Below are 24,375 nucleotides of genomic sequence, written 5' to 3'. Positions count from 1 at the left end.
GGAGTTAAAGAATATATCAAAATTTCTCGATTTCGTTAACATTGTAGAATTTACCATTAAATATTTTTTTTCAAGAAACACTAGGCTTATGTAATTTTTCATTGCAAAATTATTTATTTCATCAATGGTTTTATTCCCTAACCAATTGCTTTACAAAAGACAGGTTTAGCAGTTTCCAGTCTCCTCCCATCTTCTTGTACACTTCGGTTACTATAAAGGGATTGCTCACCTCGTTTCCGCCTACTTCGGCCAATAGTGTAATGGTGTTGAGCAAAACGGCGGTATCATCCATTACATCTACCGAAGCTGTGTGTACCGTAGCCTTCCTGTACCATATGCCACCGCTCTTAATAAGGTCCAATTCCCGTTCCGTTCCCCATGAACCTCCCATATGCACATACTGGGCATCTTTATGAAAAAGCCGACCCAGTTTTTCCGTGTCCTTATCGGCCATCCATTGCCATTTATCTTTTGACAGTTCTAACAGCTCCTCATTTACAGGAATTGGCGCTTTTATGGCATCATATTCAGCTTGTGTTAACTCGTTCGTCCATACGGTAGGTGTTTTTCCACTTATGGCCAAATAGGTAACAGGACTATTGGGAGTTGCGCCATGCCAATGCTCCACCTTAGGGAGACATTTTACTACATCACCCGTCTGAATTACCTGCACCTCTTTTCCTTTTTCTTGATAATAACCAGTACCGTTGGTAATCAACAATTGTTGTCCGTCCGGATGCACATGCCAATTTAAAAATGCGCCCGGTGCAGAAACTGCCTGTGCCACATGATAATCAAAGGTCCCATCAGCTTCCGTAACATGACTAAGCCAAACATCTCCTTTGTGGTGCACGTTTGGTGCTAGTTTTCCTTTCGGAAAAACAGATTCTTGGGCATTTAAATAGCAGATTGCCACTAATGCCAAAATCAAATTGATCCTTTTTATAATTTTCATAGTTATTATTTTTAAGTGTTCTTAAATTATTTAATTCAATGCTTTTTTCTCAAGCATGGATTTCCGTGGAATCAAAATTAATTTAAGAAAGTCAGAACATTGTACCTAAGTTACGGATGTTCATACCATTATTACAGATTTTACCTTAGGTTATGATTTCCTTGATATCAATTGGTTAACTTTATAATAAATCCATTGGTAGTGAAGAATATTTTAGAAATTAAGGCGGTAGCGGATTATTTTAAGTTACGCAATTGCGAAGTATTGCATCCGTTGGTAGGTATTGTAGATTTTGACAAAGTGAATGAAAATGGATACCCCAATACCTATTATGATGCCTTTCACTTTGGTTGCTATGCCATCTTTTTAAAAGATACCGTGGGGTGTAAGATTAAATACGGTGGTAAATCCTATGACTATGACGAAGGAACCCTAGTTTTCATGGCCCCATACCAAACGATTGAATTGGGCGGTTATGACCCTAATTTTGTTCCCAAGGGCTATGCCCTGCTTTTTCACCCAGACTTGCTATTGGGTACCGACATGGCCAAAAAGATACATGAGTACAACTTCTTCGCTTATTCCAGCCATGAAGCTTTACACCTTTCTTCCAAAGAACGAAAAGTTATTTTGAGTTTGCTGGACAAAATCCAGTTTGAACTGGAACAAAATTTGGACAAACATAGCAAAAAGTTGATTGTTGCCAATATAGAACTGTTTTTGGATTATTGCCTAAGGTTTTATGACAGACAGTTCCTGACCCGCGAAGTGGTAAATCAGGGTGCTTTGCAAAAATTTGACACACTGCTGGTGGATTATTTTTCATCGGAAAAACCCAAAACTTACGGATTACCTTCGGTAGGTTATTTCGCACAACAATTACATCTATCTGCAAACTACTTTGGAGATCTTGTAAAAAAAGAAACGGGAAAATCGGCCCAAGAATATATTCAGGGCAAACTCATTGATATTGCCAAGGAAAAAGTTTTTGATCCGAGTAAATCTGTAAGTGAAATTGCCTATGAATTGGGGTTTAAATATCCTCAACATTTTAGCCGTTTGTTCAAGCAAAAGGTTGGGCACTCCCCTAAGGATTTTAGGTCATCCATAAATTGATCTTGGTTTAAATAAATCTACCCACTCCCCTGCGTGAAACCATTTACAAATAGCTTTATAATCTGTTTTTTAATCAAATTTGTAGATCTCCTTGGGAGATGTTTTTAAGAATGACCATATAAAATAAAAGCTCCAACCTTGCAGCCAGAGCTTTTACAAACATCAACCAATTCAAAAACTATTTATTCTTATTTAAAAGCCCAATGCCTTTATGGCCGGATCATCCACGGAGAAAGCATAAGCCCTCCACGGCCTGTTATAATCGTTGTTTTGCCAAAGCACCTCACCACTATCACTTACTTCCCATAGGGTCCCTGTCCCTTCAGAAATTAGGGTATTACCATTGCTCATACGCACACCACTACCAAGACCGTTACTGTACAAAGCGGTATCTGTAAATTCCCAGCTAATAGTTGGCTCATTATCTTGTCCTGCAACCAATAGGTAAGGAGGGTTCAATTCATACTCCACAACCGCAGATTGCCCATCATACTTATTATTGGCAAATACCAACATTTTATTTCCATCAAAAAGATTTGGGTAATGTACCCTGTTCAAGGTTACTTCACCCACGTTGTCATAGGCCAAAGGGTTTCCAAAGCGATAGACCAAATCACCGCCCAAGCCGTAATTACCCCCCGCGCCTGTTGCCGCTTCCTGGGTAGTGGTACTGTGATCTATGACCCAAACTTCACTGTAAAAATTTACCGTAACATATATGAGATCATTGGTTTCATCCAAGGTAATACCGTTTACATGGGTGATATCGCCATCGGTCTGGTCGTTGTTGTAGTTGATATCAATTTTATTCGGATTATCCGCCACAACACCATAGTTTCCTTTGCTGCTGTCATAATCCTGTACAATATGATCCGTGGTATGCCACTCCCATACCACCTCTTGGGTAAGGGGATTCATTTCTATTATGGCATCGGGATAGATATCAAAATTACCTGAAAATCCCATGTCACTAGCTTCAATTGAACTTACTTCTTCCCAAACCGGAAAAATAATGTTTCCATTGGATAAGTAGTTAACGTCATGGTGCGCTATATAGTTGGAACTGGAGTAGCTTACCTCCCACGCTGTAGTCTGGTCCGCATTGATCTTTCTAAACTGACCCCCATAGCCACCAAAATTAATAGACGGATTATTGACCTTTATGGTGGTCACCAAACTACCGTCGCTATATAATTTTGCATCGTTGCCCAAATTATCTCCATCCATATCCCACTCGAACAGGGTATCTCCATCGTGGTCTATTAAAAATACCCCATCATCTGGAGCCACTGCCAAAATGTAAGAATCCAAATCAATACCGCTACTGACATCTTCTGTAGTTTCGGTATCGCTAGTTTCCTCTGTGAGATTTATAGCTTCCGTATCATCACTGCTGCAAGCGGTTAGGGCAAGTGCTACAATACAAAGTGGGACAAACCCCATTTTAAATCTTGATTTCCTCATTTCTTACTGATTTTTAGATGTTATCATTGTTTTTGAAAGCACAACTAACTCTTAGTTGTCTTTAAACATTAGATACCACACTCTACTTGAAGTTTAAATGGGAATTTGGATTATCAGTGAATGATACCGAACTTTCAGTAAATGGATAGTTTTTATCAGCGAAATATTACTGTCTTTGTTGGACAAGGTCAATGGTATTTGTTTCTAAAGGTATTCATGAACCTAGCGAAGGGGCTAGGTTGTACGTTGGCAAAAGAGATTTCAGTACCAACTAACCCCCGAAGCTCTCTGGGCCATCATAATATACAAAAAAAGGGAAGCCCGACAGGCTTCCCTTTTTTTACTGTGCTATTTTGCTTACTCGGCCCGCGGGGCACTAATGGCTTCCACATATCTACCAGCCCAATACGGCAACAAGTAAATATATGGGGCATATTCACGTTTTCCATCACTTCCGCCATTGTTCCTATATGCTCCATTGTGCAGATGAAGCGTCCTCTCATCACCTGGCAACACCTCAGTATAGGTCTGACTTCTGAAATTAGGTTCTATTTTCGTCAAGTCCTTACGGTGCTCATTATCTATTTTCCAATCGATCAGATCCATAGGAAACTCGCGCAACCACCATGCCGATTCTTCACTATCTATATTTTGCCCACCAGAAAATGCAAAAAGATAATTCCATAAGGGATTTTTTTCCGAGCGTTCCACTTCCCAATGGCTTTTTACTGCATTAAAATGTGCTTCTTTCTGTTCTTCCGAAAAGGAATAATTAACAAATCCTGGCATGGTTAAAAAATACATTTCATCATCGGAATGGTTCCATTTATCGCTTAAATCCTCCCCTTCCACATAACCAATAACCGAGGCCGGTCTGTTGGCATTCTCATCATATCCATATTTTTTTATCAACTTTTCAGCCCCCTTTTTATATTTCTTGTCTTTAGTAAAATGATAGGCTGTTTGAAGGAAAGATAGAATAAGCGTAGAATTTAGCCTACGATCCCCTACATTAATAGGGAATCCATTAACGTAATCAGGATTCCATTTTCCCCAAGCGGTCGGTTTGCCGTTCCAATCCACCAAGTGCCAATCGTTATCCATAATGTGGTCCATCTCTATTTTTATTTGGTGTATCGCCCTATCCCTCCAGGCCTTGTCGGGTGCCAATTCTGCAAAAAGTGCGTACACGAAAAAGTGCCCGCAAGATTCATCGCTGCTTGTTGTGGATTTCCACCTCCAAAGTTCATCATCCGACAGTTGCCATATCCTTCCATTTTCTTTTACATATTGCTCTCTCCACTCTTCAGAAAATCCATTGGCGTGTAGCCCCACTTCATAGCCATCCCTTTCAAAAGACCTTGCCGGAAACCCTTTTAAATCGGGAAGTTCCGTCATCCTCTCCATAGCCTCAAAGGCTTCGTAGGCATTTTGCTTGGCGTCTTCGGACTTGGTTACCGCATATCTAAACAATTCCCCTGCCAAGTACATCGAAGTCCAAAGTCCATCATTATCCGTATCGTGAAAGTAGCCCGTAGAAAGGTCTCCTGGTGTTCTCATTGCCAGATCTGAGGTAAAACCGTAGCGAATATGACGTAACCGCTGAATTTCTTGAAAATATTCCGCTTTTTGTGCGAGTGTCATGGGTACAAAGTCAATTTTGCTCATCCCTTTTTGGGTCAGGACCAGAACACTACTATCAGGACCTTCAGCCAAGTCGACCACCTGATCGTCTACCAGCCATCGCTTAGAAGCGTAATAATCGTATTTGCCATCTTCACGTAGTTTAAAGGCTCCCTTGGTGGATCCGAACCATAGGCTTCCGAGAATACTTTTTACAGTGGTAATTTCTGTCCAAGGTAGTTTTTGATCAAGTTTAATTGGGACAAATGTTTTGCGGTCCAAAATCTGTATGCCATTGGTAGTCCCCAAAACAATACTGTCATCATGTAAAGTAAAGGCCTTTAAATTATTGGCCTCAAATACCTTTTTTGATGTTTTTAAAGCACTATCCACTTGGTACAGTCCCTCTGCCGTCAAAACTAGAAATTGATTTGATATTGGGTCATGCTGTATGGATATCGGATTTAAATTATTTATGGAAGACCTCCAAACTTCTTGGTTACTGTTAAAAACAACAAAATCGTTTTCTCCTGCTATCATGGTCAAAAAATCGGGGCCCATGCCTATAGCCTTAGGAGCTTTTATGTTATGGTTGATGAATAACTTGCCGGCCCAAGCATTGCTTAAAACTGCCTTGTCCGTTAAATAAACAAATTGACCTTTGTACTCGGTCAAACCAACAATATTCATATCGACCAAAGGTCTATATTGTACATCTTGTCGCATTCTTTTTTCATGTGGGAGCATAAGCCCTTGGCTGCTAAGTACCTTAATGGCCTTATTTCGGTCACTGCCAATTTGAAGCAAAGTCACATTCCCCTCCCCTTCTTCCAAAGAAAACTTATCAGCACTGTCCTGAAGAAACGGCTGATCGGCGACCTTTTGAGCATTGGTTGCGAATCCTACTAGTAAACAAAAACCTAAGAATAATTTTTTCATATTTTATATATATTGTAGAATCGATAAAAATAAATGTATGTAAGCTAAGAGGTATCACTATTCTTGATGAATACCTATGGTATTTTACCCTAGGTGAAATTTAACATTTAGAAAATTAATATGGAAATTTATGCTCATGTCAGCGGCACCTTAAAATGGTCGAAGCAACTACATCATCAAAATCTATTGGTATACTGTCCATTAGGTGTCTTTAAATTAAATAAATGACTTTCAAGAACAATGGCTTTTGATGGCTAATATTTTGATACTGGCGTTAATAGGCTTTCAAGAAACAAGCTAAAATTCTATGTATTTAATTGGAATAGTCAGTACACCTTCTTTAATATCCCTCACTATACAAACCAAAAAAAAAGCGACTACCAATGTATTGATAAACGCTTTTTTATATATGTAGGACCGTTATTTCTGCTACCTATTCCAAATCTATAATGCCAATAACTTCATAGGCCCTAGTACCATCTACCTGTACTTTCTCATATAAAATATTGGCGTACTCGTAATAGGTCTGTCCGTCTATGGTCACTTTTTCATAATCGTCCGGAAGTTCATAGACTATAGTCCCAATTTCTGGTTCAACAACTTCATATTCGTTCCCCAATTGGGTATAAAACGTGCCGCCTACCGTAAAGTAGATATGATTATTAAAACGAATTCTTCGATAGTTGGGAGGTAAAGTATTTATTCTAAATCCTATTTTGGGAGCAATTACAATATAACGGCCTCTAGAATAGGTATAAAACCTGTTATTTGAATAGTAATAGTTCTCTCCATGGTATTTTATAACCTTTCTGTTGGGTACTGTTCTTACAGAAACAACCTTCTTGTTCGGGGTTCTGTAAACCACTCTTTTACTGGACACCCTATTAGGTGTTTTTTTAGTTACCATTCTGGTCGTTTTGTTTGTTGTAGTAGTACGTGTCCGGGTTTGGGCCGTACCCACGTATATAAATCCCAAAAGTAAAAAGGACAAGAAGAAATATATTTTGCTATTTGTTTTCATAGTTTAAAAATTTAAAAGGTTAAACTTTAAAGTATACTTTCACTTCTTTGACCCAAATTTTCAAAATTGGTTTAATCGTATAAAAACATTTTTGGGGGATATTGGACAAAATGATCTTTTCTTTCGATAAAGGTAAAAATGCCCACCTTACCTCTACCCTGCTGATTAATTTGAGTTCAACCCAAAAAATCCATACCTTGTCAGTTGTTATGCGTGCATAGTAAAAATCATAAACAAATGACTAAGTATAAACATATTTTCGAACCCTTGGATTTAGGATTTACCACTCTTAAAAACCGCATTTTAATGGGTTCCATGCATACAGGCTTGGAAGAGGAAAAAAATGGCCTGGAAAAAATAGCAGCCTATTATGCCGAGCGGGCAAAAGGTGGTGTTGGACTAATTGTATCAGGTGGAATTGCCCCCAACGTACAAGGTTGGACAGCTCCCTTTTCGGCACGAATGAGCACAAAAAAACACGCAAGACATCATAAAGTAATTACAGATGCAGTACATAAAGAAGGCGGTAAAATATGCATGCAAATTTTACACTCAGGACGTTATGGCTATCATCCTTTCGCGGTGGCCCCTACGGCCTTAAAGTCGCCCATTACTCCCTTTAAGCCATTTAAACTAAAGCCATCCGGAATAAAACGTACGATCAGCGATTTTGTGAATTCGGCCAAACTAGCAAAATTGGCAGGCTATGACGGTGTGGAAATTATGGGTTCTGAAGGATATTTGATCAATCAATTTATCGTTGAAAGAACAAACAAGCGTACCGACGACTATGGTGGAAGCTATGAAAACCGAATGCGTTTGCCCATAGAAATAGTAAAACAGACGCGTGAAGCTGTGGGAATGGAGTTTATCATCATCTATCGTTTATCCATGCTGGATTTGGTGGAAAAAGGAAGTAATTGGCAAGAAGTAGTGGCCTTGGGCAAGGAAATTGAAAAAGCCGGTGCCACTATAATTAATACAGGCATTGGTTGGCACGAAGCGCGAATACCAACCATTGCAACATCGGTACCACGAGCAGCCTTTACATGGGTGACTAAAAAAATGAAGGAAGAGCTTTCCATTCCGTTGGTTACTTCCAACAGGATAAACATGCCTGAAACGGCTGAAAAGGTATTGGCAGAAGGTCATGCAGACTTGATTTCGATGGCACGACCATTTTTAGCGGATCCTGAATGGGTAAATAAGGCCCAAGTCAATAAAGCTGACGAAATAAATACCTGTATTGGATGTAATCAAGCTTGTTTGGACCACGTATTTAAACGAAAAGTGGCGAGTTGCCTAGTGAATCCAAGAGCATGTCATGAAACGGAACTAAATTATATCCCGACGGAAATAAAGAAAAAAATTGCTGTAGTAGGTGCAGGTCCTGCAGGATTGGCTGCGGCAACCGTAGCAGCACAACGGGGGCATGAGGTGACACTTTTTGATTCCGACAAGGAAACCGGTGGACAATTCAACATGGCAAAACAAATTCCAGGGAAGGAGGAATTCTATGAAACCATTCGGTATTTTAATAAACAATTGGGATTATATAAGGTAACCGTGAAATTAAATACACGGGTAACTACCGAACATTTAAAAAATGGGAATTTTAACGAGGTAATATTAGCAACAGGAATTAAGCCAAGAATCCCTAAGATTGAAGGTATTGATCATCCCAAAGTTTTGAACTACATTGATGTTTTAAAGTTAAAAAAACCGGTTGGCAAACGCGTTGCCGTTATTGGTGGTGGAGGGATCGGTTTTGATGTGTCCGAATATTTAGCCCACGAGGGTGAAAGCACCTCCTTGAATATTAACGCTTGGTTAAAAGAATGGGGAATAGATAAAACAATGGAGGCCAGAAGTGGAACTGAAGGTATAAGGGCAGAAGTTCCTCCATCACCAAGGGAAATTTTTATGTTCAAGCGTAGTAAAGGTAAATTTGGTGGCAACTTGGGCAAAACTACGGGTTGGATTCATCGTACTAGCCTGAAAAATAAAAAAGTACAGTTTATCAACCAAGTGGAATACAGCAAAATTGATGATAAAGGTCTGCATTATATCCAAAAAGGACTTCAAAAAGTTTTGGCGGTAGATAACGTTATCATTTGCGCAGGTCAATTACCACTTAAGGAGTTGTTGGAACCTTTGGAGGCACATGGTTTAAAAGTGCACGTGGTTGGTGGGGCAGATGTTGCAGCCGAATTGGATGCCAAACGCGCCATAGATCAAGCCAGTAGATTAGCGGCTAATATTTAATACTGAAAAATATACATTCAATTACAAAAATTAAGGCATGATCATACCTAAATTACATTATATATCCCAAGGAAATTCACCAAAAGAGCATCTGGATAATATTCAAAAGGCCTGTACCTCCGGTATAGAGTTGGTGCGTTTAGGGTTAAAAGATGTTGCAGAAAAAAAGATTTTAAAGGTGGCCCATCAGGCCAGGGAAATTACAGCTCATTTTCAGACCAGACTACTCATTAACAATCATTATAAAATAGCATATGAAGTAAAGGCAGATGGTGTTCATCTAGGAAAAACAGGCACCGGTCCAACTACTGCTAGAAAGCAATTATACTCTTGGCAAATGATCGGCGGTACAGCAAATACCTTGCAGGATTGCGAGGTATTACTAGCCGAAGAAGTTGATTATATTAGTTTAGGCCCATTTCGATCCACGGTGGACACAGACAATTTGAGTACGGTTTTAGGTTTAAACGGATATACTGCCATAATAGATGTTTTAAACACAAAAACACCTATTTTGGGTGTTGGAGGCATTACCATAGAAGATGTTACCGCCATCGTAGGGACTGGTATCTCGGGTCTTGTAGTCTCAGGAGAAATTACCCGTAATTTTGATAATATAAAAATATTTCACCAATTGCTAAACGCTTCTTCCACAAATGAGATACTCCATAAATTTTAATAGAACATATACGATTTTTGGCGTTTTACAATGGCGGTTTCTACATTATGCCAAAAACCGAGATAGTGTACTTTCAATTTTTGTACGATGGATGGGTCCTCCAGAATTGCACTGGCAACATTCGTACAAGAACCTAAAACAACTACATTCAGTTTTTGACCGGCAGGTAATTTATGCGCCATATGTATGATTAAACGCGAAGCGGGAGAACTAGCTGATTCTGTACTATTAATAATGGGAACGTTGCTCCCCAAAGGAAGCGGAATAGTACTCTTCCACATTAATTACAGTATTCTTTCATTAATTCTTTGGCTTTCGTTTGCAGTACTATCCGTTGCCAAGGGTGAGGTATGAAACTGCGCTAAAATAATGCCTAGAATATTGAATTTGGATTCTACAATTGCTAGAACAATAGCATATAGATCATCTACCTCATTTGCCGTATCGGCATCAATAATGATGGGCAAACATATATCTTTAACCTGAGCTTCTACAGTTACTTGTACAAAAAGAGTTACTAGGATTATAAATTGAAACAAGGAGATGTGAATAGCTTTATAAAAATTATGGAGTTTGAAATATCCGGAGTTTATTATTTTGCTTCTGCATTCATTCTTTTTATAATTGGTGATATAGTTTGCGCTTTCAATATACACGATAAATGTGGTTCAGGAATACGTCGAATTGATGTACGGTTATTTGAGTTTTCTTAAATTTCGGGATAGAACTGAAGCCTAAATATATCTAGATTTGAATGCTCGGACGCTTGCCCGTTCCGTTCAGGAAGGCCTGCCCGATCTTTTCAGACGGGCCTTCCCGTTCTGTTCAGGAGGGCTTGCCCGTTCCGTTCAGGAGGGCTTGCCCGTTCCGTTCAGGCGGGCATCGATATGTTTCCTAATGGGTCTACCTTTGTCGGCAAGCTTACCCTGAGGTACTTGACTTGGCTTATTGAGAGATTATTCTTCTTCAAAGGAGTATTATACATAAATAAAAAGCGCAAAAATTATGCGCTTATAGAACATGGGGTGATGAATTTTATTTACAACTCATTAAAGTCTAAAAATAGGTTATCCTATCCGAGTCACATCTACCGTAACATCCATATGTTGACCACCACCAGAATATACAATACCTTTTAGAGGAACAACATCCGAAAAATCACGTCCCTTGGCAACCCGTATGTGTTGGTCGGCAACCAAAAGATTATTGGTTGCATCAAATTCTACCCAGCCGACATTTGGTATATATAAAGACATCCAAGCGTGGGACGCATCGGCACCTGCCAACTTGGGTTTTCCAGGAGGGGGAATGGTTTCAATATAGCCACTCACATATCTGGCAGACAAACCTATAGAACGTACACAGGCCAAGCCAAAGTGGGCGTAATCTTGACAGACTCCTTTTTTATGCTTAAAAACCTCCTCCAAGGGGGTGCTAATTTCGGTAAATCCAGGCGTAAACGTAAAGTCCGAATAAATTCGATTATTTAATTCGAGCATGGCTTCCATTATTGGTCTATTTGGGGTAAACGATTTTAAGGCATAGGCACGAATATCTTTTAAAAAGGTGACATAAGGAGATTCCAAATAAAATTGCCTTATATCGTTCGATGTATCAATAGAACGTAGCGACTTCACCACCGATTCCCAAGTAGGTGTTTCAGAAGGGATTATATCCAACCAAAAGGGTTGGTCAACAGTAATTTGACTTATACTTTCAACTATAAGATTTTTGTGCACTTTCTGAACTGAAAAATAGAGGTACTTATTTTCAAAAAAATCTTCACGTTCCATCATATAATTAGGCTCGGGATCGATGGTGCAAATAGAGGAATTGATCTCTTGCAGTGAATTGTTGGCGCCAACTTGAAATACAATGTTATGGCACAAGGAAACTGGTGATTGGTATTTGTATACGGTTTTATGTTTCACTTCGTACATCATATTTCAGGAATTTTGGTACTTACAAAACCATAAGTGGATTCGGTATGATTAAAAAATCTGTTAATGATCAAACCTGAGGTCTCCCCAAGCAATAGTTCCAATTTTTCCATCAAAACGAGTAAATCCATTCTGCGTCCTGACTTTTTGTTTCCAATTTTTAATATGGCAGGGTCACTTAATCTTACTAAAGTGGTAGCTTCCAAAAGCTTTTTTTGAATTAGGCCCAGTTGTGAATTTGAATTTGAAGGCAAATGACTTACCCGCTTTTCAATTTGGGAGATTTGGTAAACCAACGAACGCGGATTCAATTCATTAAGCATCAATAGCGATAATGCATTGGTGAATTCTATGGTAGACCTGTACATATACCGATAGGTAATTAAACTTTCATTATTGATCAGGACACATTCTAGCAGTGATTTTTCGGTCTCGGTATTAATTTCTTTTGATAATATATTTTTCAGAAAAGTACAGGTCATGGAAGATGATTCTAAATATCTTCCAACTCCTTGTAGATTCCAGGATATATCCCTTGTCATGGTATCCACTCCCAAACCGTGATAGGCCATGAGTCTTATAATCAATCCATCCAAAATATGGCTGATCTCATTAATACGGGTACTATTTTTAAGCTGATTACTTTCCTCGGAGATATTGTCCAATATTCGCCAAGTATCCAGACCTAAACGGTCGCGAACTGCATAGGCATTTCGTAAAAAAGCCTGTAACGAATGGTTTAATGAACCCGTTTTTGTTACATCCGTAATGATCGAGATGAGTTCTTTTTCTGGACTGATAAGGGTTTTCTTATCCTCAAAACCGGGCAGTAGTAAGGTAATATTTGAAAAGGCTTTTAATAGCGCACAAAGTACAATGTCTTTTTCAACATTTAAATTGTCCTCGGTTTCGTAATACTTTTTAATTATAACCCGTGCCAACCTAACCAGAAAAATTGAACGCTCGACATACCTGCCCAGCCAAAACAATTTTTCCGCCGTACTACTTGGAAGTACATTCTCGGTTTGTAGAATGGCATGTGGTACTATATCCTTTTTAACGTGTTTATCACTGCCAAGTACCCAGGTATCCTTACTAATACCTCCGGACTGATTTGAAACAATAAAAGTGCCTTCTTGTGCAGAGCTTCTAGTTAAACCACCCGGCATAACCTGATAGGAATTATCAGCGGTATCGGCAACTACATAACTTCTAAAGACTGCGTTCCTTGATTCAAATTTACCATCGATATATGATGGGGTAGTTGAAAAATTAACGGTTTCCTGACCAACATATAAATAAGGTCGGGTATTAATTTCATCTTTCAGGGCTTCTAATTGCTTATTGTCCAGTGCCGATCCATAAACAGAACGGTTGGTATTATCCCTATATATTTTTCGAATGATCAGCTTTGTAATATTATCGAAGACATATTGTTTTGCTGATTCTTGACCACACCACCAGGTAGCCACAGAGGGTAAAATAAGGTCTTCTCCCAAAATATGTTTACAAAGCTTGGGTAGAAAAGCCATTAAGCCGGGATTTTCAAGAATCCTACTGCCCAAAGGATTAATAACCATAACCTTATTTTGCCTAATAGATTCCATTAGTCCAACAACACCTAATTGTGAGTTCATTTTAAACTCTAATGGATCGCAAAAGACATCATCGACACGACGTACAATAACATCTACTTTTTTAAGTCCTTTTATAGTTTTAAGCCAAACATATCCATCACTGACCGTTAGATCGGCACCACTTACCAGTGTGAAGCCCATTAGCGATGATAAATAGGCATGCTCAAAATATGCCTCATTTTCAGATCCGGGAGAAAGAAAAACAACTCTTGGTTCCTCTTTATTCTGCCAGGCAAGGTTGGTAATCGTTTTCTTTAATGTTTGGTAATAGGTATTAATCTTTCGGATTTGATTTTCACGAATCATTTCGGGAAAAACACGGGTCATAGCTACCCTATTTTCAAAAGTATATCCTGCCCCTGAAGGTGCATCGGTACGATCGTGCAATACCCACATCTTACCATTGGGACCACGGGCCAAATCGGCCGAATATTGTATCAATTGCTGTTCCCCTGGTATTTCTAACTTGTCTACCTGTCTTAAAAATCCTTGATGATTGTATATCAGTTCAAAAGGAATATGTCCAGAGCGAATAAGAGTTCGGTGGCCATAGATATCTTTTAAGATATGATTTAATAAAGTAGTACGTTGTTTTAGTCCAGATTCTACAACCTTCCAGTCTTCTTCACTAAAAACCATCGGTACCGCGTCAAGGGCCCAAGGTCTGTTCATCCCATTAGGGTCTCCATAAATATTATAGGTAACCCCATTTTCTTTCAATTGACGTTCTACTTCAAGCTCACGCTCATCCATCGCGTTTTTGCCCAGCTTATTATAGCTATCGAGCAATCTTTGCCAATGAGGAAGCACCGAACCATCAGGTGAAGTTATTTCGTCAAAATAAAGTGAGTTATTTTTGACTCTTTTATTAAGGAACGAAGAGATAAGGTCCTCTTTAGTAATTTGACTATTCATTATCCAATCTACTTTTTCACTTTAAATTGTCGCAAATCCATAGTATATGGATAATCGGAGTTCACAACCTCTCCACTAATATCGTATTGGGTGGTGATTTGTACCGGAGTAATATATCGCCCCGCAGACTGTTGCGTTGTCATAGTAGGTTCAACCAAATTAACGGTATGTCCAAAATCAAAGAATCGAGAGATACGACGCGATTCTGCCTCGTAACTGTTGACTGGGAAAGTTTCGTAATTTCTTCCTCCAGGGTGGGCTACGTGATACTTGCAAGCAGCTACAGATTTATTGGTCCAAGTATCAAACAAATCAATAACCAATGGTGTGTCGGGACCAAGAGTTGGATGAAGTGCAGACGGTGGTTGCCAAGCACGGTAGCGTATGCCTGCTACATATTCACCCTGTACGCCCGTATTTTTTAAAGGGATACGACATCCGTTGCAAATTAATGCATAACGAGAATCGGTTAGACCACTAACTTTTACCTGAATTCTTTCCAAGGAGGAATCTACAAAACGTGCTGTTCCGGTACTCGACATTTCTTCACCAAGTACATGCCAGGGTTCAATAGCCATTTTTAATTCTATGTTAATGTCATTCACTTGTAATTCTCCTAAAAATGGAAAACGGAATGCAAAAAATGGATCAAACCAATCAAGGTTCATTTTATAACCTGCATTTTGTAGGTCTGTCATGATCTCGCCTAAATCGTTGGAACAATAGTGTGGCAATAGAAAGCGATCATGAAGTGCAGTACCCCAACGAACTAATTTGTGTTCATAAGGCTTTTCCCAGAACCAGGCCAACAATGATCTTATCAATAAAAATTGTACCATACACATGCGGTAATGTGGCGGCATGTCGAATCCTCTAAATTCAAGAATACCCAAACGTCCTGTTGATGAATCAGGAGAATACAATTTATCTATGCAAAACTCGGCTCTATGCGTGTTACCGGTAATGTCGACCAATAAGTTTCTGAAGATTCGGTCTACCAACCAAAAGGGCACTTCGTTTTCATTTGAATTTGGTATTTGCTGAAAGGCCAGTTCCAATTCGTACAACATTTCATCACGACCTTCATCAACTCGTGGAGCCTGACTTGTAGGGCCTATAAACTGAGTAGAAAATAAATAGGATAAGGAAGGATGATGTTGCCAATAGGTAATAAAACTACGTAGCACATCTGGTCGGCGAAGCAACGGACTGTCCGCAGGGGTTATTCCTCCAAGCGTAACATGGTTTCCACCTCCGGTACCGGTATGTTTTCCGTCCAAATTAAATTTTTCGGTAGTTAAGCGCGATTCCGCGGCTTTTTGGTAAAGAATATCATAATTCTTAAGAATTTCTTTCCAACTACTTGCAGGGTGAATATTCACTTCAATTACTCCTGGATCAGGGGTGATTTGGAATTTCTGTATGCGATTATCAGCAGGTGGGTCATATCCTTCAATAAGAACAGGCATTTTTAACTGCTCGGCCACTGCTTCTATATGATTTACCAAATTTAGGTAATGTTCAAAATGTGTAAGAGGTGGCAAAAAAATAAAGAGTTTACCCGATCTTACTTCGACCGATAAACTGGTAATAAATACCGTATTGCTGTCTGTTATTTGCAGGTTCGCTTCTCTAGCAGAGGCATTGTTTTTAATTGTTGGTAAAGCAGCTGTTTCTACAAACAGACTTTGTTCTGGTTTAACAGGTACTTTTTCATGATCGAAACCTTGAATCGATTTCAATGGCAATCGTAGGCCCAAAGGTGAATTACCCGGTACTAGAAAAAGATTTTTTCTGCGGAATTTCCAGGAACATGTTTGCCAATTATTATTCTCAAAATTCCATTCGATAGGCATAGAATAGCCAATAGGTTTATTTAAACCATGTTGTAGGAGTTCTGATAAACGCTGACGTTCCAAAGGAGATTTTAGATCCAGTTTTAAAGGATCAACATCCAAGGGTATATTGCTTTCTTCCCATGCAAAATAAAATGGATCTTCATAGGCAGGCTTGATACATTCTTGATTCAGTTTTAACGACTTCGCCAAAGAATTTATTAATTTATCGGCATCTTCAACGGTAAATTCATAGTCGTGCGATAAGTCTGCCAACAGCTTGTCATTATTCCAAATTGGCAAACCATCCTTACGCCAGTAACAACCCAATTTCCACCTTGGCAAAGGCTCGCCGGGATACCATTTTCCTTGACCATAAAGCATTAAGGCACCTGTGCCAAATTCATCCTTTAGTTTATGAAAAAGTTCATTGGATAATTTTCTCTTTTGTTCACCATCGGCGGCTGAATTCCACTCTGGAGCATCCTGATTATCAGTAGAAACAAAAGTAGGTTCGCCACCCATAGTTAGGCGCACATCTTTTTTTATCAATACCTCATCAACTTGTTCACCTAGGGCAACGATCTGATTCCATTGCTCATCCGAATAAGGCTTGGTAACACGAGGTTTTTCAACAATTCGGGTAACTGTGTTCTCAAAATGAAATTCTGTTTTGGCAGCCTCGGCCAATCCAGAAATAGGTGCAGCACTATCAGGGTTTGGCGTACAGGCCAAAGGAATATGTCCCTCTCCAGCAAATAGGCCTGAGGTAGCATCCAATCCGATCCAACCGGCTCCTGGGACATATACTTCTGCCCAGGCATGTAAATCGGTAAAGTCTTCTTCAGGTCCCGAAGGGCCAACCAGCGATTTAACATCTGGTTTAAGCTGCACCAAATATCCTGAAGCAAAGCGCGCTGCAAAATCTAAATGGCGTAATAATTGAACCAATACCCAAGTAAAATCACGACAAGATCCCGACTTAAGTCGCAGGGTCTCTTCGCACGATTGTATACCTGGTTCTAGCCTAATATTGTATGACAGCTGTGTATATACCAATTGGTTTAAGGCAACTAAATAATCGACTATATTCATATCGTCGGTTAAAAGGCCTTTTGCTTGTTTTACCAAATTGAGCAACAGTGTATCGTTTTCTTTTATTTCCAGATATGGTGATAATTGCTGTAAAAGACCATCTTCATACTTAAAGCCTGGTTTTGAAGCATATTCTTCAATAAAAAAGTCGAACGGATTGATAATCACCATATCGGCGATTACCTCTACATCAACCGAAAAATGATCTACCTTATCGGGAAATACAATTCTGGCCATATAATTTCCATACGGATCTTGTTGCCAATTGATAAAGTGATTTTTGGGATTGATATTTAGGCTATACCCTTTGATGGGGGTACGGGAATGTGGTGCTGGACGAAGTCTAATTACCTGTGGGGATAATTTGATATGTTTATCGTATTTGTATTCTGTGTAATGCCTTATGGCCACTTGTATCGACATCTACTGGGGATTTAACATGAATGTTACCTAAAAGTAAAATTAATAATTAGAAATTGAATTAAAATTCAATGAATTGGGATTGGTTCGGTTGCGTTTATATTGGTTTGGTCGAATGGATATGCATAAAACGTATTGGCTTTGACCAGTTTTAATTTTTACTGTTCCGTGAATTTAATGATTTTAAAAAGCATATTCAATGTTCTTCAACAATTAATTCAACATTTACGAGCTGTTGTAAGGGAACAACACCTGGCCCGAACTGATTGAACACCGCGACATCTGCAGCATCATTGCCATATCCTATGGCAACATATCCCCCTTTTGGACCTGTTTGAGTAGCGTCAAAAGTGTACCAGCGCCCACCAACATAAGCTTCAAACCATGCATGCATATCCATGGGTTTCAAATTGTATAAATACCCGACTACTATTCGTGCAGGAATACTGATACTTCTGCATAGGGCAATACCTAAATGTGCCAAATCTCTGCAAACTCCGGATTGTCGGTAATTGACATCCACTGCAGAAATCGGAAAATTGCTACTTCCAGGAATATAACTAATTGTATTGCGCAGCCAAGATTCTATAGCAGCAACTTGATTGTAACCTGGAATTAGATTGGCGGTTATAGACATAGCCATTTCGTTAAAACGATCTGATTCACAATACCGGCTCGGTAATAAATAACGTAAAATAGCGCATGGTAAATTCTGGATTTCTACAAACGGAGCCCCATAATTAACATCAACAAAATCAGCGGATTTTACATCTGCAGTAGTGTTGATTGAAAAAATTCCTGGAGGAGCGATCAGTCTTTGGCAAAGGTTTCCATAAACATCCGTATGTTCTTCAACAGGAACCATAGGCGAAATTTTATATTCTTCGCGTGCTACCCATTGATCCGCACTACTTCGCGGGCGCAACATTAAAATTAATGGGGTAGGTACTTCCAATTCTAACAACAGGTAATAACTAATTCGTAATAACATAAAGTAAATGTTTCATAAAACAAGAGAAATTAGGATTGGTAGTAGGTGCGGGACATCTTATACTCGAAGCCAATTTAGCAATTAATTATTGTTATAAGGTTTCTAATGTAATTAGTGCGTATATATTTTGTGAAAAAGCTTGTATTTCATGAATAAGATTAATTTTTATTTAATCAAATAGTCATTTCATTAAATAAAAATCAAACAAATAACCATTTTATTAGGATTACATTAAAAAATAACCTATTTTATCGAAAAGCAATATTAATTAAAACAAATTTATGAGGCAACTTAAGATCACTAAACAAATTACAAACAGAGACACTAAATCCTTAGAAAAGTACTTTCAGGAAATATCAAAAATTGATATGATAACAGCAGATGAGGAGGTGGAACTGGCCAGAAGAATACGTAATGGAGATCAGGTTGCCCTTAATAAATTAGTAAATGCCAACTTACGATTTGTGGTTTCCGCCGCAAAACAATATCAAGGAAACGGTTTACGGCTTTCCGATCTGATCAACGAAGGAAATATCGGATTGGTGAAAGCTGCCAAACGCTTTGACGAAACCCGAGGTTTTAAATTTATCTCCTATGCCGTGTGGTGGGTACGCCAATCTATATTACAGGCGATGTCCGAGCAATCACGTATGGTGCGATTGCCCTTGAACAAAATTGGCGAAATCAGCAAAATAAATAAGGTGTACTCCTCGTTGGAACAGACCTATCAGCGACCTCCTAGTGCCGTAGAAATAGCTAGGGAACTTGATATGGGCCCCGAGCAGGTTAAACTTGCAATTAAGAATTCAGGAAAACATTTGTCCATGGACGCACCTTTTGAAGAAGGGGAATCTTCCAATTTATACAATGTTATAAAATCGAAGGAATCCACCAGTCCTGATGCTAAAATGATGAGAGACTCCCTCAGGATGGATATTGAACAAGTGTTAAAAACACTTCCCAATAGAGAAAGTGAAATTATACGTCTCTATTATGGTATTGGACAACGAACCCCAATGAGCCTGAGCGAAATTGGAGAACTCTTTGAAGTAACCAGAGAGCGTGTAAGACAAATTAGAGAAAAAGCGATCCGGATTCTACAACACAAATCACGAAACAAAATATTAAAAGCTTACTTGTAAGAGCTTATAGGCGAAATGTCTAGAATTATAAGGCCGACTTCCCAAAAGTCGGCTTTTACTTGTTCTAAGCACCACGTATTTATTTAGTAGGATTACCTATTGTAGCTTTAATAAAGTTCACATTTTAATTCCTTCCAACAATTTCCTTCCAAGTTCCAATACACAATTTATGAGCCATCTAAAAAGAAGAACTTTTATGAAAAATGTGGTCATCGCAGGAGTTGGGGCCACTGTTTTTCCCATCTGGCTCACGGCACAATAGCGAACAAACCGAAAATACACTTATATTAAAAGGCCACTGACTCGTGTCGGAACTAAGTGAATGCTCCCTCTGCCTAATTTTAAAAGTGAACAATTAACCCTTACCAAATTTTGATCCTTTCTGATTCAGGTTTAAAATTGTTTTCTCCGTTTTTAACATCAAAGGCCTCATAAAATGGCGTAAAATTCATTAAGGGCCCATTAACACGCCACATGGGCGGTGAATGTGGGTCGGTAGCTACATAATTTCGTAAAAATTCATCCCGCATTTTAACACGCCAAATACGGGCAATTGATAAAAAGAAGCGTTGGTCTGGAGTAAAACCACCAATTTTTGTGGTGTCGCGTCCTTGTTCTGTCATCTTAAAGGCATCATAGGCAATGGCAATACCACCGTTATCCGCTGTGTTTTCACCCACGGTTAAGGCTCCTTTGAGGTGTACACTATCCAATACGGTAAAATCACTATACTGGTCAACAATTTGTTGCGTTTTTGCTTTAAATTTTGTGTAATCGTCTTCCGTCCACCAATTGGACACATTTCCATTTTTGTCGTATTGTGCACCTTGATCGTCAAAGGCATGCGTAAACTCATGACCGATTACCATCCCAATTCCACCGTAATTAACGGCATCGTCGGCATACAGATCAAAATAGGGCGCCTGCAAGATACCTGCCGGAAATACAATTTCGTTCAACGAGGGATTATAATAGGCCGTAACTGTAGATGGAGTGGTATGCCACTGGTCTCGATTCGGCGCTTTATTTAGATCCGCCAATTCATACTGGTATTCGTCTTGTCTTAATGCAACTACATTTTCAAAAAACTTCTCCCTATCTATTTCCACATCGTAAGTTCTCCATACATCCGGATATCCTATTTTCTTGTTTATGGCGTAGAGTTTGTCCTTGGCCTTTAGCTTGGTGCTATCGCTCATCCAATCTAGCTGCCCAATTCGTTTTTCCAAGGTTTTCTGAAAATTATTGACCAGATCCAATGCGCGTTTTTTTGCGTCTTCATTAAAGTATCGCTTTACATACAATTGCCCAAGTGCAAAACCTATTTGCTGGTCCACCTTACGTGTCATCTGTAGTTTTCGCGGTTGTTGTTGGGACTGACCGGATAATACCTTAGAGTATTCAAAGGCTGCATTTTGAAAAGGGGTACTTAAAATATTGTCATGGGAACCTATTGAGTTGGCTTTTAAAAATACCTTCCAATCCATCAACGGAATAGAGGTCAACATGGAGTTCAAGGTTTCGTAATACACCGGCTGACCAACGTCTACCGAATCCACATCGGCACCTAAATTTTTTAACATAGTTTTCCAGCCAATATTACTTTGGGTCTTGTCTAATTCGGCAACCGGTAATTTATGGTAATTCTCCTTTACAACTCTTCTTTCCACTCGAGTTTTATGGGATTGTGCCAATTTTCTCTCAATGGCATACACTGTATTTGCCTGCTGTTTGGCAGAGGCGTCCCCTACCAATTCAAACACCGTGGCAAGGTAGGTTTTATAGGCTTCTTGAATCTTTTTTACAGAAGGATCATCTCCAAAATAATAGTCACGGTCGGGTAGGCCCAAACCTGTTTGCGTAAAATGCAAAATATTGATAGCGCTGTTTTTTTGATCAGGAGAAATGTAGGGGGCAATCAAAGAATAGTCGCCCGATTTTATTTGTTCGGCAACAAACTCCATCATCATGGGAATATCGGTTATGGCATCTATCCTCTTTAAAATGGGCAATATGGGTGTTACTCCCCTTAGGTCTATGCCGATAGTATCCATCCCGGAAGCGTAAAAATCGCCAACTTGTTGTTCAATACTACCTTCGGCATGATTCCCTCTGGAAACTTCATCAAGGATGTTTTGCAATAATTCTTGCTGTGGAATATTTAAAAAACGGTAAGACCCTACTCCTACCTGGTCTTCAGCAATAACAGCTTCATCATACCAAGTTTTATTAACGTGGTCGAAGAAATTATCTCCCGGTTTTATTCCCTCTGAAATACCTTCAAAAACTACGGTTTTATCTTCGGTTTGAAGATCATTTTTATTGGAAGGCTCATTTCTACAGGAAACAGCAAGGAAAGCTAAGAGAGGTAAGAAGGCCAATTTATTCATTTGTGGATGATATGTTTTCTCAAATATAAGCATTATTTATAGTTGGGATTATACCGGAAATTGAGGATTGATCAGCATGCTGATTAAAGCTACACTCCCCTACTCCCCCGATGGCTGGTGGAAAAGTATAGCATAAATATTATTATTCCAGAATAGGGAGTAATGGTCAAAAGACAGGATAAATTCAGGGTAATTGACAGGGTTATGACAAAATAAGTTATCTTTAAGGTAATCAAGGGTTTAGAAAGCCATAACCTTAATTATTTATTAATAAAACAATGGATATTATGAGCCGATTAAAAGAACTTAAATATTTTACTTTAATAATGCTTCTATTTGGCTTTGTTACGGCCGGGACATTGAGTTCCTGCAGAGAGCAAAAAAAGGAGGAAAAGACAGAACAACAGGGAGAGGATATGATGGAGGAAGGTGATGTGCAAGAAGAACATCCTACTAATGACGCTGACGAACATCCAAAAAGTGATGAACACCCAAAAGATTCGGTCTCAGAATAGACTTACCGCATTTTTTGAGGTTTCTTTACCCACTTTTCTATTAAACCAAAAAAATGTTTTTGGGAAGGCTTGCTTTTTTCCTATTTCCATGACCGGATAGGCCAAAAAGTTGATAGGGCCAGAATGTGGACCAGGCTCTACTTGAAGATCCCGTCCTCGACTGAATTCGATACGATTTGCCGGATGACGGCCGAAATAGTAGGTAGCGAGAGCCGTGTATTTATTGGCTTCACTAATATCTACAGGCCACCATTTGCCCTCTGCATAAAATTCTGCCCAGCAGTGATACCCATCAATACCACCTTCATCCCGGTCTGATGGGATGGAAGCTCCTACAGCAAATCTGGATGGTATTCCCGCGGATCTGGCCAGGGAAATGAACAAAGAATGGAACTCTGTGCAGTTGCCACTAAGTGCATCACAGGCGTAAACCGCATCACCCGTACCATATTTCCCAGCCTTAATATAGCGCATATTATCTATTACATAGTCGTACAAGGCCCTTGCCTCCATAATGCTTCCTTCGCTACTTTTTAGTGCAATAATGGAATCTGCCAGAATTTTAAATCGGTCTCCTACAGGCATTAGCAAATTGGCATTAAGATATCTTGTAGGCGAGGCTTCTTCTTCATAGGGCTTTTTCTCCTGCCTTACAACATCGTAAACCAGTTCCATTTTCCTTCCACTATGTTCAGGCGAAAGTTCCATGTACAAGACGGAATTACCGTATTGTTTCTCCTGAAGTATCTGATGTTCCACAGGAACTTCGATAGTCCGTAGCACCACCGTTTGAAAGCGATCGCTCTGCGGAACGGGTATCCAAATTCTTGCCGGTGCATTCATTTCCGGAAGGGTAACCTCATAATGAAATTCAAATTTATCCTCCCCTTCCAAGACTCCAAGCAAATCTGTGGTTGCGTTTAGAACAGGCATTCTATACCACGTCTTATCCTTACGTTGTTTCCATGTGTAAAAGGGTTTACCATTAAGCTTGTGCAAGGTGGTTTCGGTAACGGACATACTGCCAGGATCACCGTCCAAGAAAAAATCCACGTCGTATACATCACCACTTATATCGGCCAGATCAACACATGCAAAATGCCTTTGAGGGCCTAAATTGGATAGGTATTCGGTATGCACCCGAACCAATTGCAGGCGCAGTTCTTTTCCATCTGCAGACATATTAAAATATCCGCCCCCCTCTTCTACCTTTTTGGCTATATTAGCCTTAATGCCCGCCTCAATATCGGCCGTAACTACTTTGGGTATGTTCTTGACTACGAGTGTTTCTTCCTTTTTTTGCTTTGTCCCTGGATTGCAAGCCATCATCGCGGAAAGTACAAATGCAAAAATAATCCGGGAGTCTTTCATGTGGGATAGGTTTAAGGTTCCCATCAATTTACGATAATTCCTTGGTTCTTCCAACAGATCGA

Annotated in this window: 17 protein-coding genes; 5 read left to right on the top strand and 12 right to left on the bottom strand. The window is 39.4% G+C overall.

Features of this window, described 5'->3' with window-relative positions; genetic code table 11:
- Positions 1–130 precede the first annotated feature (130 nt).
- Complete coding sequence (locus MWU78_RS09155) at positions 131–955, bottom strand: DUF4440 domain-containing protein (RefSeq protein ID WP_246997172.1); 825 nt, start codon at positions 953–955, stop codon at positions 131–133.
- A 201-nt stretch (positions 956–1,156) separates the two neighbouring features.
- Here MWU78_RS09155 and MWU78_RS09150 point away from each other — a divergent pair, with 201 nt between their 5' ends.
- The gene (locus MWU78_RS09150) at positions 1,157–2,071 is read left to right on the top strand and encodes an AraC family transcriptional regulator (RefSeq protein WP_246997171.1); all 915 of its coding nucleotides are present in this window, start codon (positions 1,157–1,159) and stop codon (positions 2,069–2,071) included.
- A 192-nt stretch (positions 2,072–2,263) separates the two neighbouring features.
- Here the strand turns inward: MWU78_RS09150 and MWU78_RS09145 are convergent, their stop codons facing one another.
- From MWU78_RS09145 to MWU78_RS09135, 3 genes are all read right to left on the bottom strand, one after another.
- Positions 2,264–3,535 (bottom strand): aryl-sulfate sulfotransferase, encoded by a 1,272-nt coding sequence (locus tag MWU78_RS09145; RefSeq protein WP_246997169.1) that lies wholly within the window; start codon positions 3,533–3,535, stop codon positions 2,264–2,266.
- 357 nt (positions 3,536–3,892) lie between these two features.
- Positions 3,893–6,097: a hypothetical protein gene (locus MWU78_RS09140; RefSeq protein ID WP_246997167.1), complete on the bottom strand. Its 2,205-nt coding sequence runs from the start codon at positions 6,095–6,097 to the stop codon at positions 3,893–3,895.
- A 433-nt stretch (positions 6,098–6,530) separates the two neighbouring features.
- Positions 6,531–7,118, bottom strand: a complete 588-nt coding sequence (locus tag MWU78_RS09135; RefSeq protein WP_246997165.1) for a DUF6515 family protein — start codon at positions 7,116–7,118, stop codon at positions 6,531–6,533.
- 237 nt (positions 7,119–7,355) lie between these two features.
- Between MWU78_RS09135 and MWU78_RS09130 the strand changes: the two genes are divergently transcribed.
- Positions 7,356–9,383, top strand: coding sequence for an NADPH-dependent 2,4-dienoyl-CoA reductase (locus tag MWU78_RS09130; RefSeq protein WP_246997163.1), 2,028 nt, complete (start codon positions 7,356–7,358; stop codon positions 9,381–9,383).
- Between the two features lie 37 nt (positions 9,384–9,420).
- A complete protein-coding gene (locus MWU78_RS09125; RefSeq protein WP_246997161.1) occupies positions 9,421–10,062 on the top strand; it encodes a thiamine phosphate synthase in 642 nt (213 codons plus the stop codon).
- On the opposite strand, the gene MWU78_RS09120 is transcribed toward MWU78_RS09125, so the two are convergent.
- The 6 genes from MWU78_RS09120 to MWU78_RS09095 all read right to left on the bottom strand — a co-directional run bounded on the left by MWU78_RS09120 (position 10,059) and on the right by MWU78_RS09095 (position 18,895).
- Positions 10,059–10,343: a hypothetical protein gene (locus MWU78_RS09120; RefSeq protein WP_246997158.1), complete on the bottom strand. Its 285-nt coding sequence runs from the start codon at positions 10,341–10,343 to the stop codon at positions 10,059–10,061. The two genes, MWU78_RS09125 and MWU78_RS09120, sit on opposite strands and share 4 nt — an antisense overlap.
- Positions 10,344–10,346: 3 nt before the next feature.
- Positions 10,347–10,601 carry a hypothetical protein gene (locus MWU78_RS09115; RefSeq protein ID WP_246997156.1) on the bottom strand — a complete coding sequence of 85 codons (255 nt, stop codon included), beginning with the start codon at positions 10,599–10,601 and terminating at the stop codon, positions 10,347–10,349.
- A 528-nt stretch (positions 10,602–11,129) separates the two neighbouring features.
- Positions 11,130–12,005: a transglutaminase family protein gene (locus MWU78_RS09110; RefSeq protein ID WP_246997154.1), complete on the bottom strand. Its 876-nt coding sequence runs from the start codon at positions 12,003–12,005 to the stop codon at positions 11,130–11,132.
- Entirely contained in the window at positions 12,002–14,554 is a 2,553-nt protein-coding gene (locus tag MWU78_RS09105; protein WP_246997152.1) for a circularly permuted type 2 ATP-grasp protein, read from the bottom strand. The genes MWU78_RS09110 and MWU78_RS09105 overlap by 4 nt, the downstream gene beginning before the upstream one ends.
- A gap of 8 nt (positions 14,555–14,562) precedes the next feature.
- A complete protein-coding gene (locus MWU78_RS09100) occupies positions 14,563–17,907 on the bottom strand; it encodes a transglutaminase family protein (protein ID WP_246997150.1) in 3,345 nt (1,114 codons plus the stop codon).
- Between the two features lie 193 nt (positions 17,908–18,100).
- Positions 18,101–18,895, bottom strand: coding sequence for a transglutaminase family protein (locus MWU78_RS09095; RefSeq protein ID WP_246997148.1), 795 nt, complete (start codon positions 18,893–18,895; stop codon positions 18,101–18,103).
- 281 nt (positions 18,896–19,176) lie between these two features.
- Here MWU78_RS09095 and MWU78_RS09090 point away from each other — a divergent pair, with 281 nt between their 5' ends.
- Positions 19,177–20,037: an RNA polymerase sigma factor RpoD/SigA gene (locus tag MWU78_RS09090; protein WP_246997146.1), complete on the top strand. Its 861-nt coding sequence runs from the start codon at positions 19,177–19,179 to the stop codon at positions 20,035–20,037.
- Between the two features lie 362 nt (positions 20,038–20,399).
- Here the strand turns inward: MWU78_RS09090 and MWU78_RS09085 are convergent, their stop codons facing one another.
- The gene (locus MWU78_RS09085) at positions 20,400–22,460 is read right to left on the bottom strand and encodes a M13 family metallopeptidase (protein WP_246997144.1); all 2,061 of its coding nucleotides are present in this window, start codon (positions 22,458–22,460) and stop codon (positions 20,400–20,402) included.
- A gap of 254 nt (positions 22,461–22,714) precedes the next feature.
- Here MWU78_RS09085 and MWU78_RS09080 point away from each other — a divergent pair, with 254 nt between their 5' ends.
- The gene (locus MWU78_RS09080; RefSeq protein WP_246997142.1) at positions 22,715–22,942 is read left to right on the top strand and encodes a hypothetical protein; all 228 of its coding nucleotides are present in this window, start codon (positions 22,715–22,717) and stop codon (positions 22,940–22,942) included.
- Here the strand turns inward: MWU78_RS09080 and MWU78_RS09075 are convergent.
- Positions 22,934–24,313 carry a transglutaminase domain-containing protein gene (locus tag MWU78_RS09075; protein ID WP_246997140.1) on the bottom strand — a complete coding sequence of 460 codons (1,380 nt, stop codon included), beginning with the start codon at positions 24,311–24,313 and terminating at the stop codon, positions 22,934–22,936. The genes MWU78_RS09080 and MWU78_RS09075 overlap by 9 nt on opposite strands.
- Positions 24,314–24,375: the final 62 nt, after the last annotated feature.

This window comes from Arenibacter sp. F26102, from assembly GCF_023015865.1.
Classification (GTDB): Bacteria; Bacteroidota; Bacteroidia; order Flavobacteriales; family Flavobacteriaceae; genus Arenibacter.
Note: the sequence above shows the minus strand (reverse complement) of the source record. Positions and strands in the feature narration are given on the sequence as shown.

Coding starts and splice junctions, on each gene's coding strand:
- MWU78_RS09090 (WP_246997146.1), top strand. CDS start 19,177: ATGAGGCAACTTAAGATCACTAAACAAATTACAAACAGAGACACTAAA.
- MWU78_RS09120 (WP_246997158.1), bottom strand. CDS start 10,343: ATGTGGAAGAGTACTATTCCGCTTCCTTTGGGGAGCAACGTTCCCATT.
- MWU78_RS09075 (WP_246997140.1), bottom strand. CDS start 24,313: ATGAAAGACTCCCGGATTATTTTTGCATTTGTACTTTCCGCGATGATG.
- MWU78_RS09085 (WP_246997144.1), bottom strand. CDS start 22,460: ATGCTTATATTTGAGAAAACATATCATCCACAAATGAATAAATTGGCC.
- MWU78_RS09140 (WP_246997167.1), bottom strand. CDS start 6,097: ATGAAAAAATTATTCTTAGGTTTTTGTTTACTAGTAGGATTCGCAACC.
- MWU78_RS09135 (WP_246997165.1), bottom strand. CDS start 7,118: ATGAAAACAAATAGCAAAATATATTTCTTCTTGTCCTTTTTACTTTTG.
- MWU78_RS09155 (WP_246997172.1), bottom strand. CDS start 955: ATGAAAATTATAAAAAGGATCAATTTGATTTTGGCATTAGTGGCAATC.
- MWU78_RS09125 (WP_246997161.1), top strand. CDS start 9,421: ATGATCATACCTAAATTACATTATATATCCCAAGGAAATTCACCAAAA.
- MWU78_RS09145 (WP_246997169.1), bottom strand. CDS start 3,535: ATGAGGAAATCAAGATTTAAAATGGGGTTTGTCCCACTTTGTATTGTA.
- MWU78_RS09100 (WP_246997150.1), bottom strand. CDS start 17,907: ATGTCGATACAAGTGGCCATAAGGCATTACACAGAATACAAATACGAT.
- MWU78_RS09105 (WP_246997152.1), bottom strand. CDS start 14,554: ATGAATAGTCAAATTACTAAAGAGGACCTTATCTCTTCGTTCCTTAAT.
- MWU78_RS09080 (WP_246997142.1), top strand. CDS start 22,715: ATGAGCCGATTAAAAGAACTTAAATATTTTACTTTAATAATGCTTCTA.
- MWU78_RS09130 (WP_246997163.1), top strand. CDS start 7,356: ATGACTAAGTATAAACATATTTTCGAACCCTTGGATTTAGGATTTACC.
- MWU78_RS09110 (WP_246997154.1), bottom strand. CDS start 12,005: ATGATGTACGAAGTGAAACATAAAACCGTATACAAATACCAATCACCA.
- MWU78_RS09095 (WP_246997148.1), bottom strand. CDS start 18,895: ATGTTATTACGAATTAGTTATTACCTGTTGTTAGAATTGGAAGTACCT.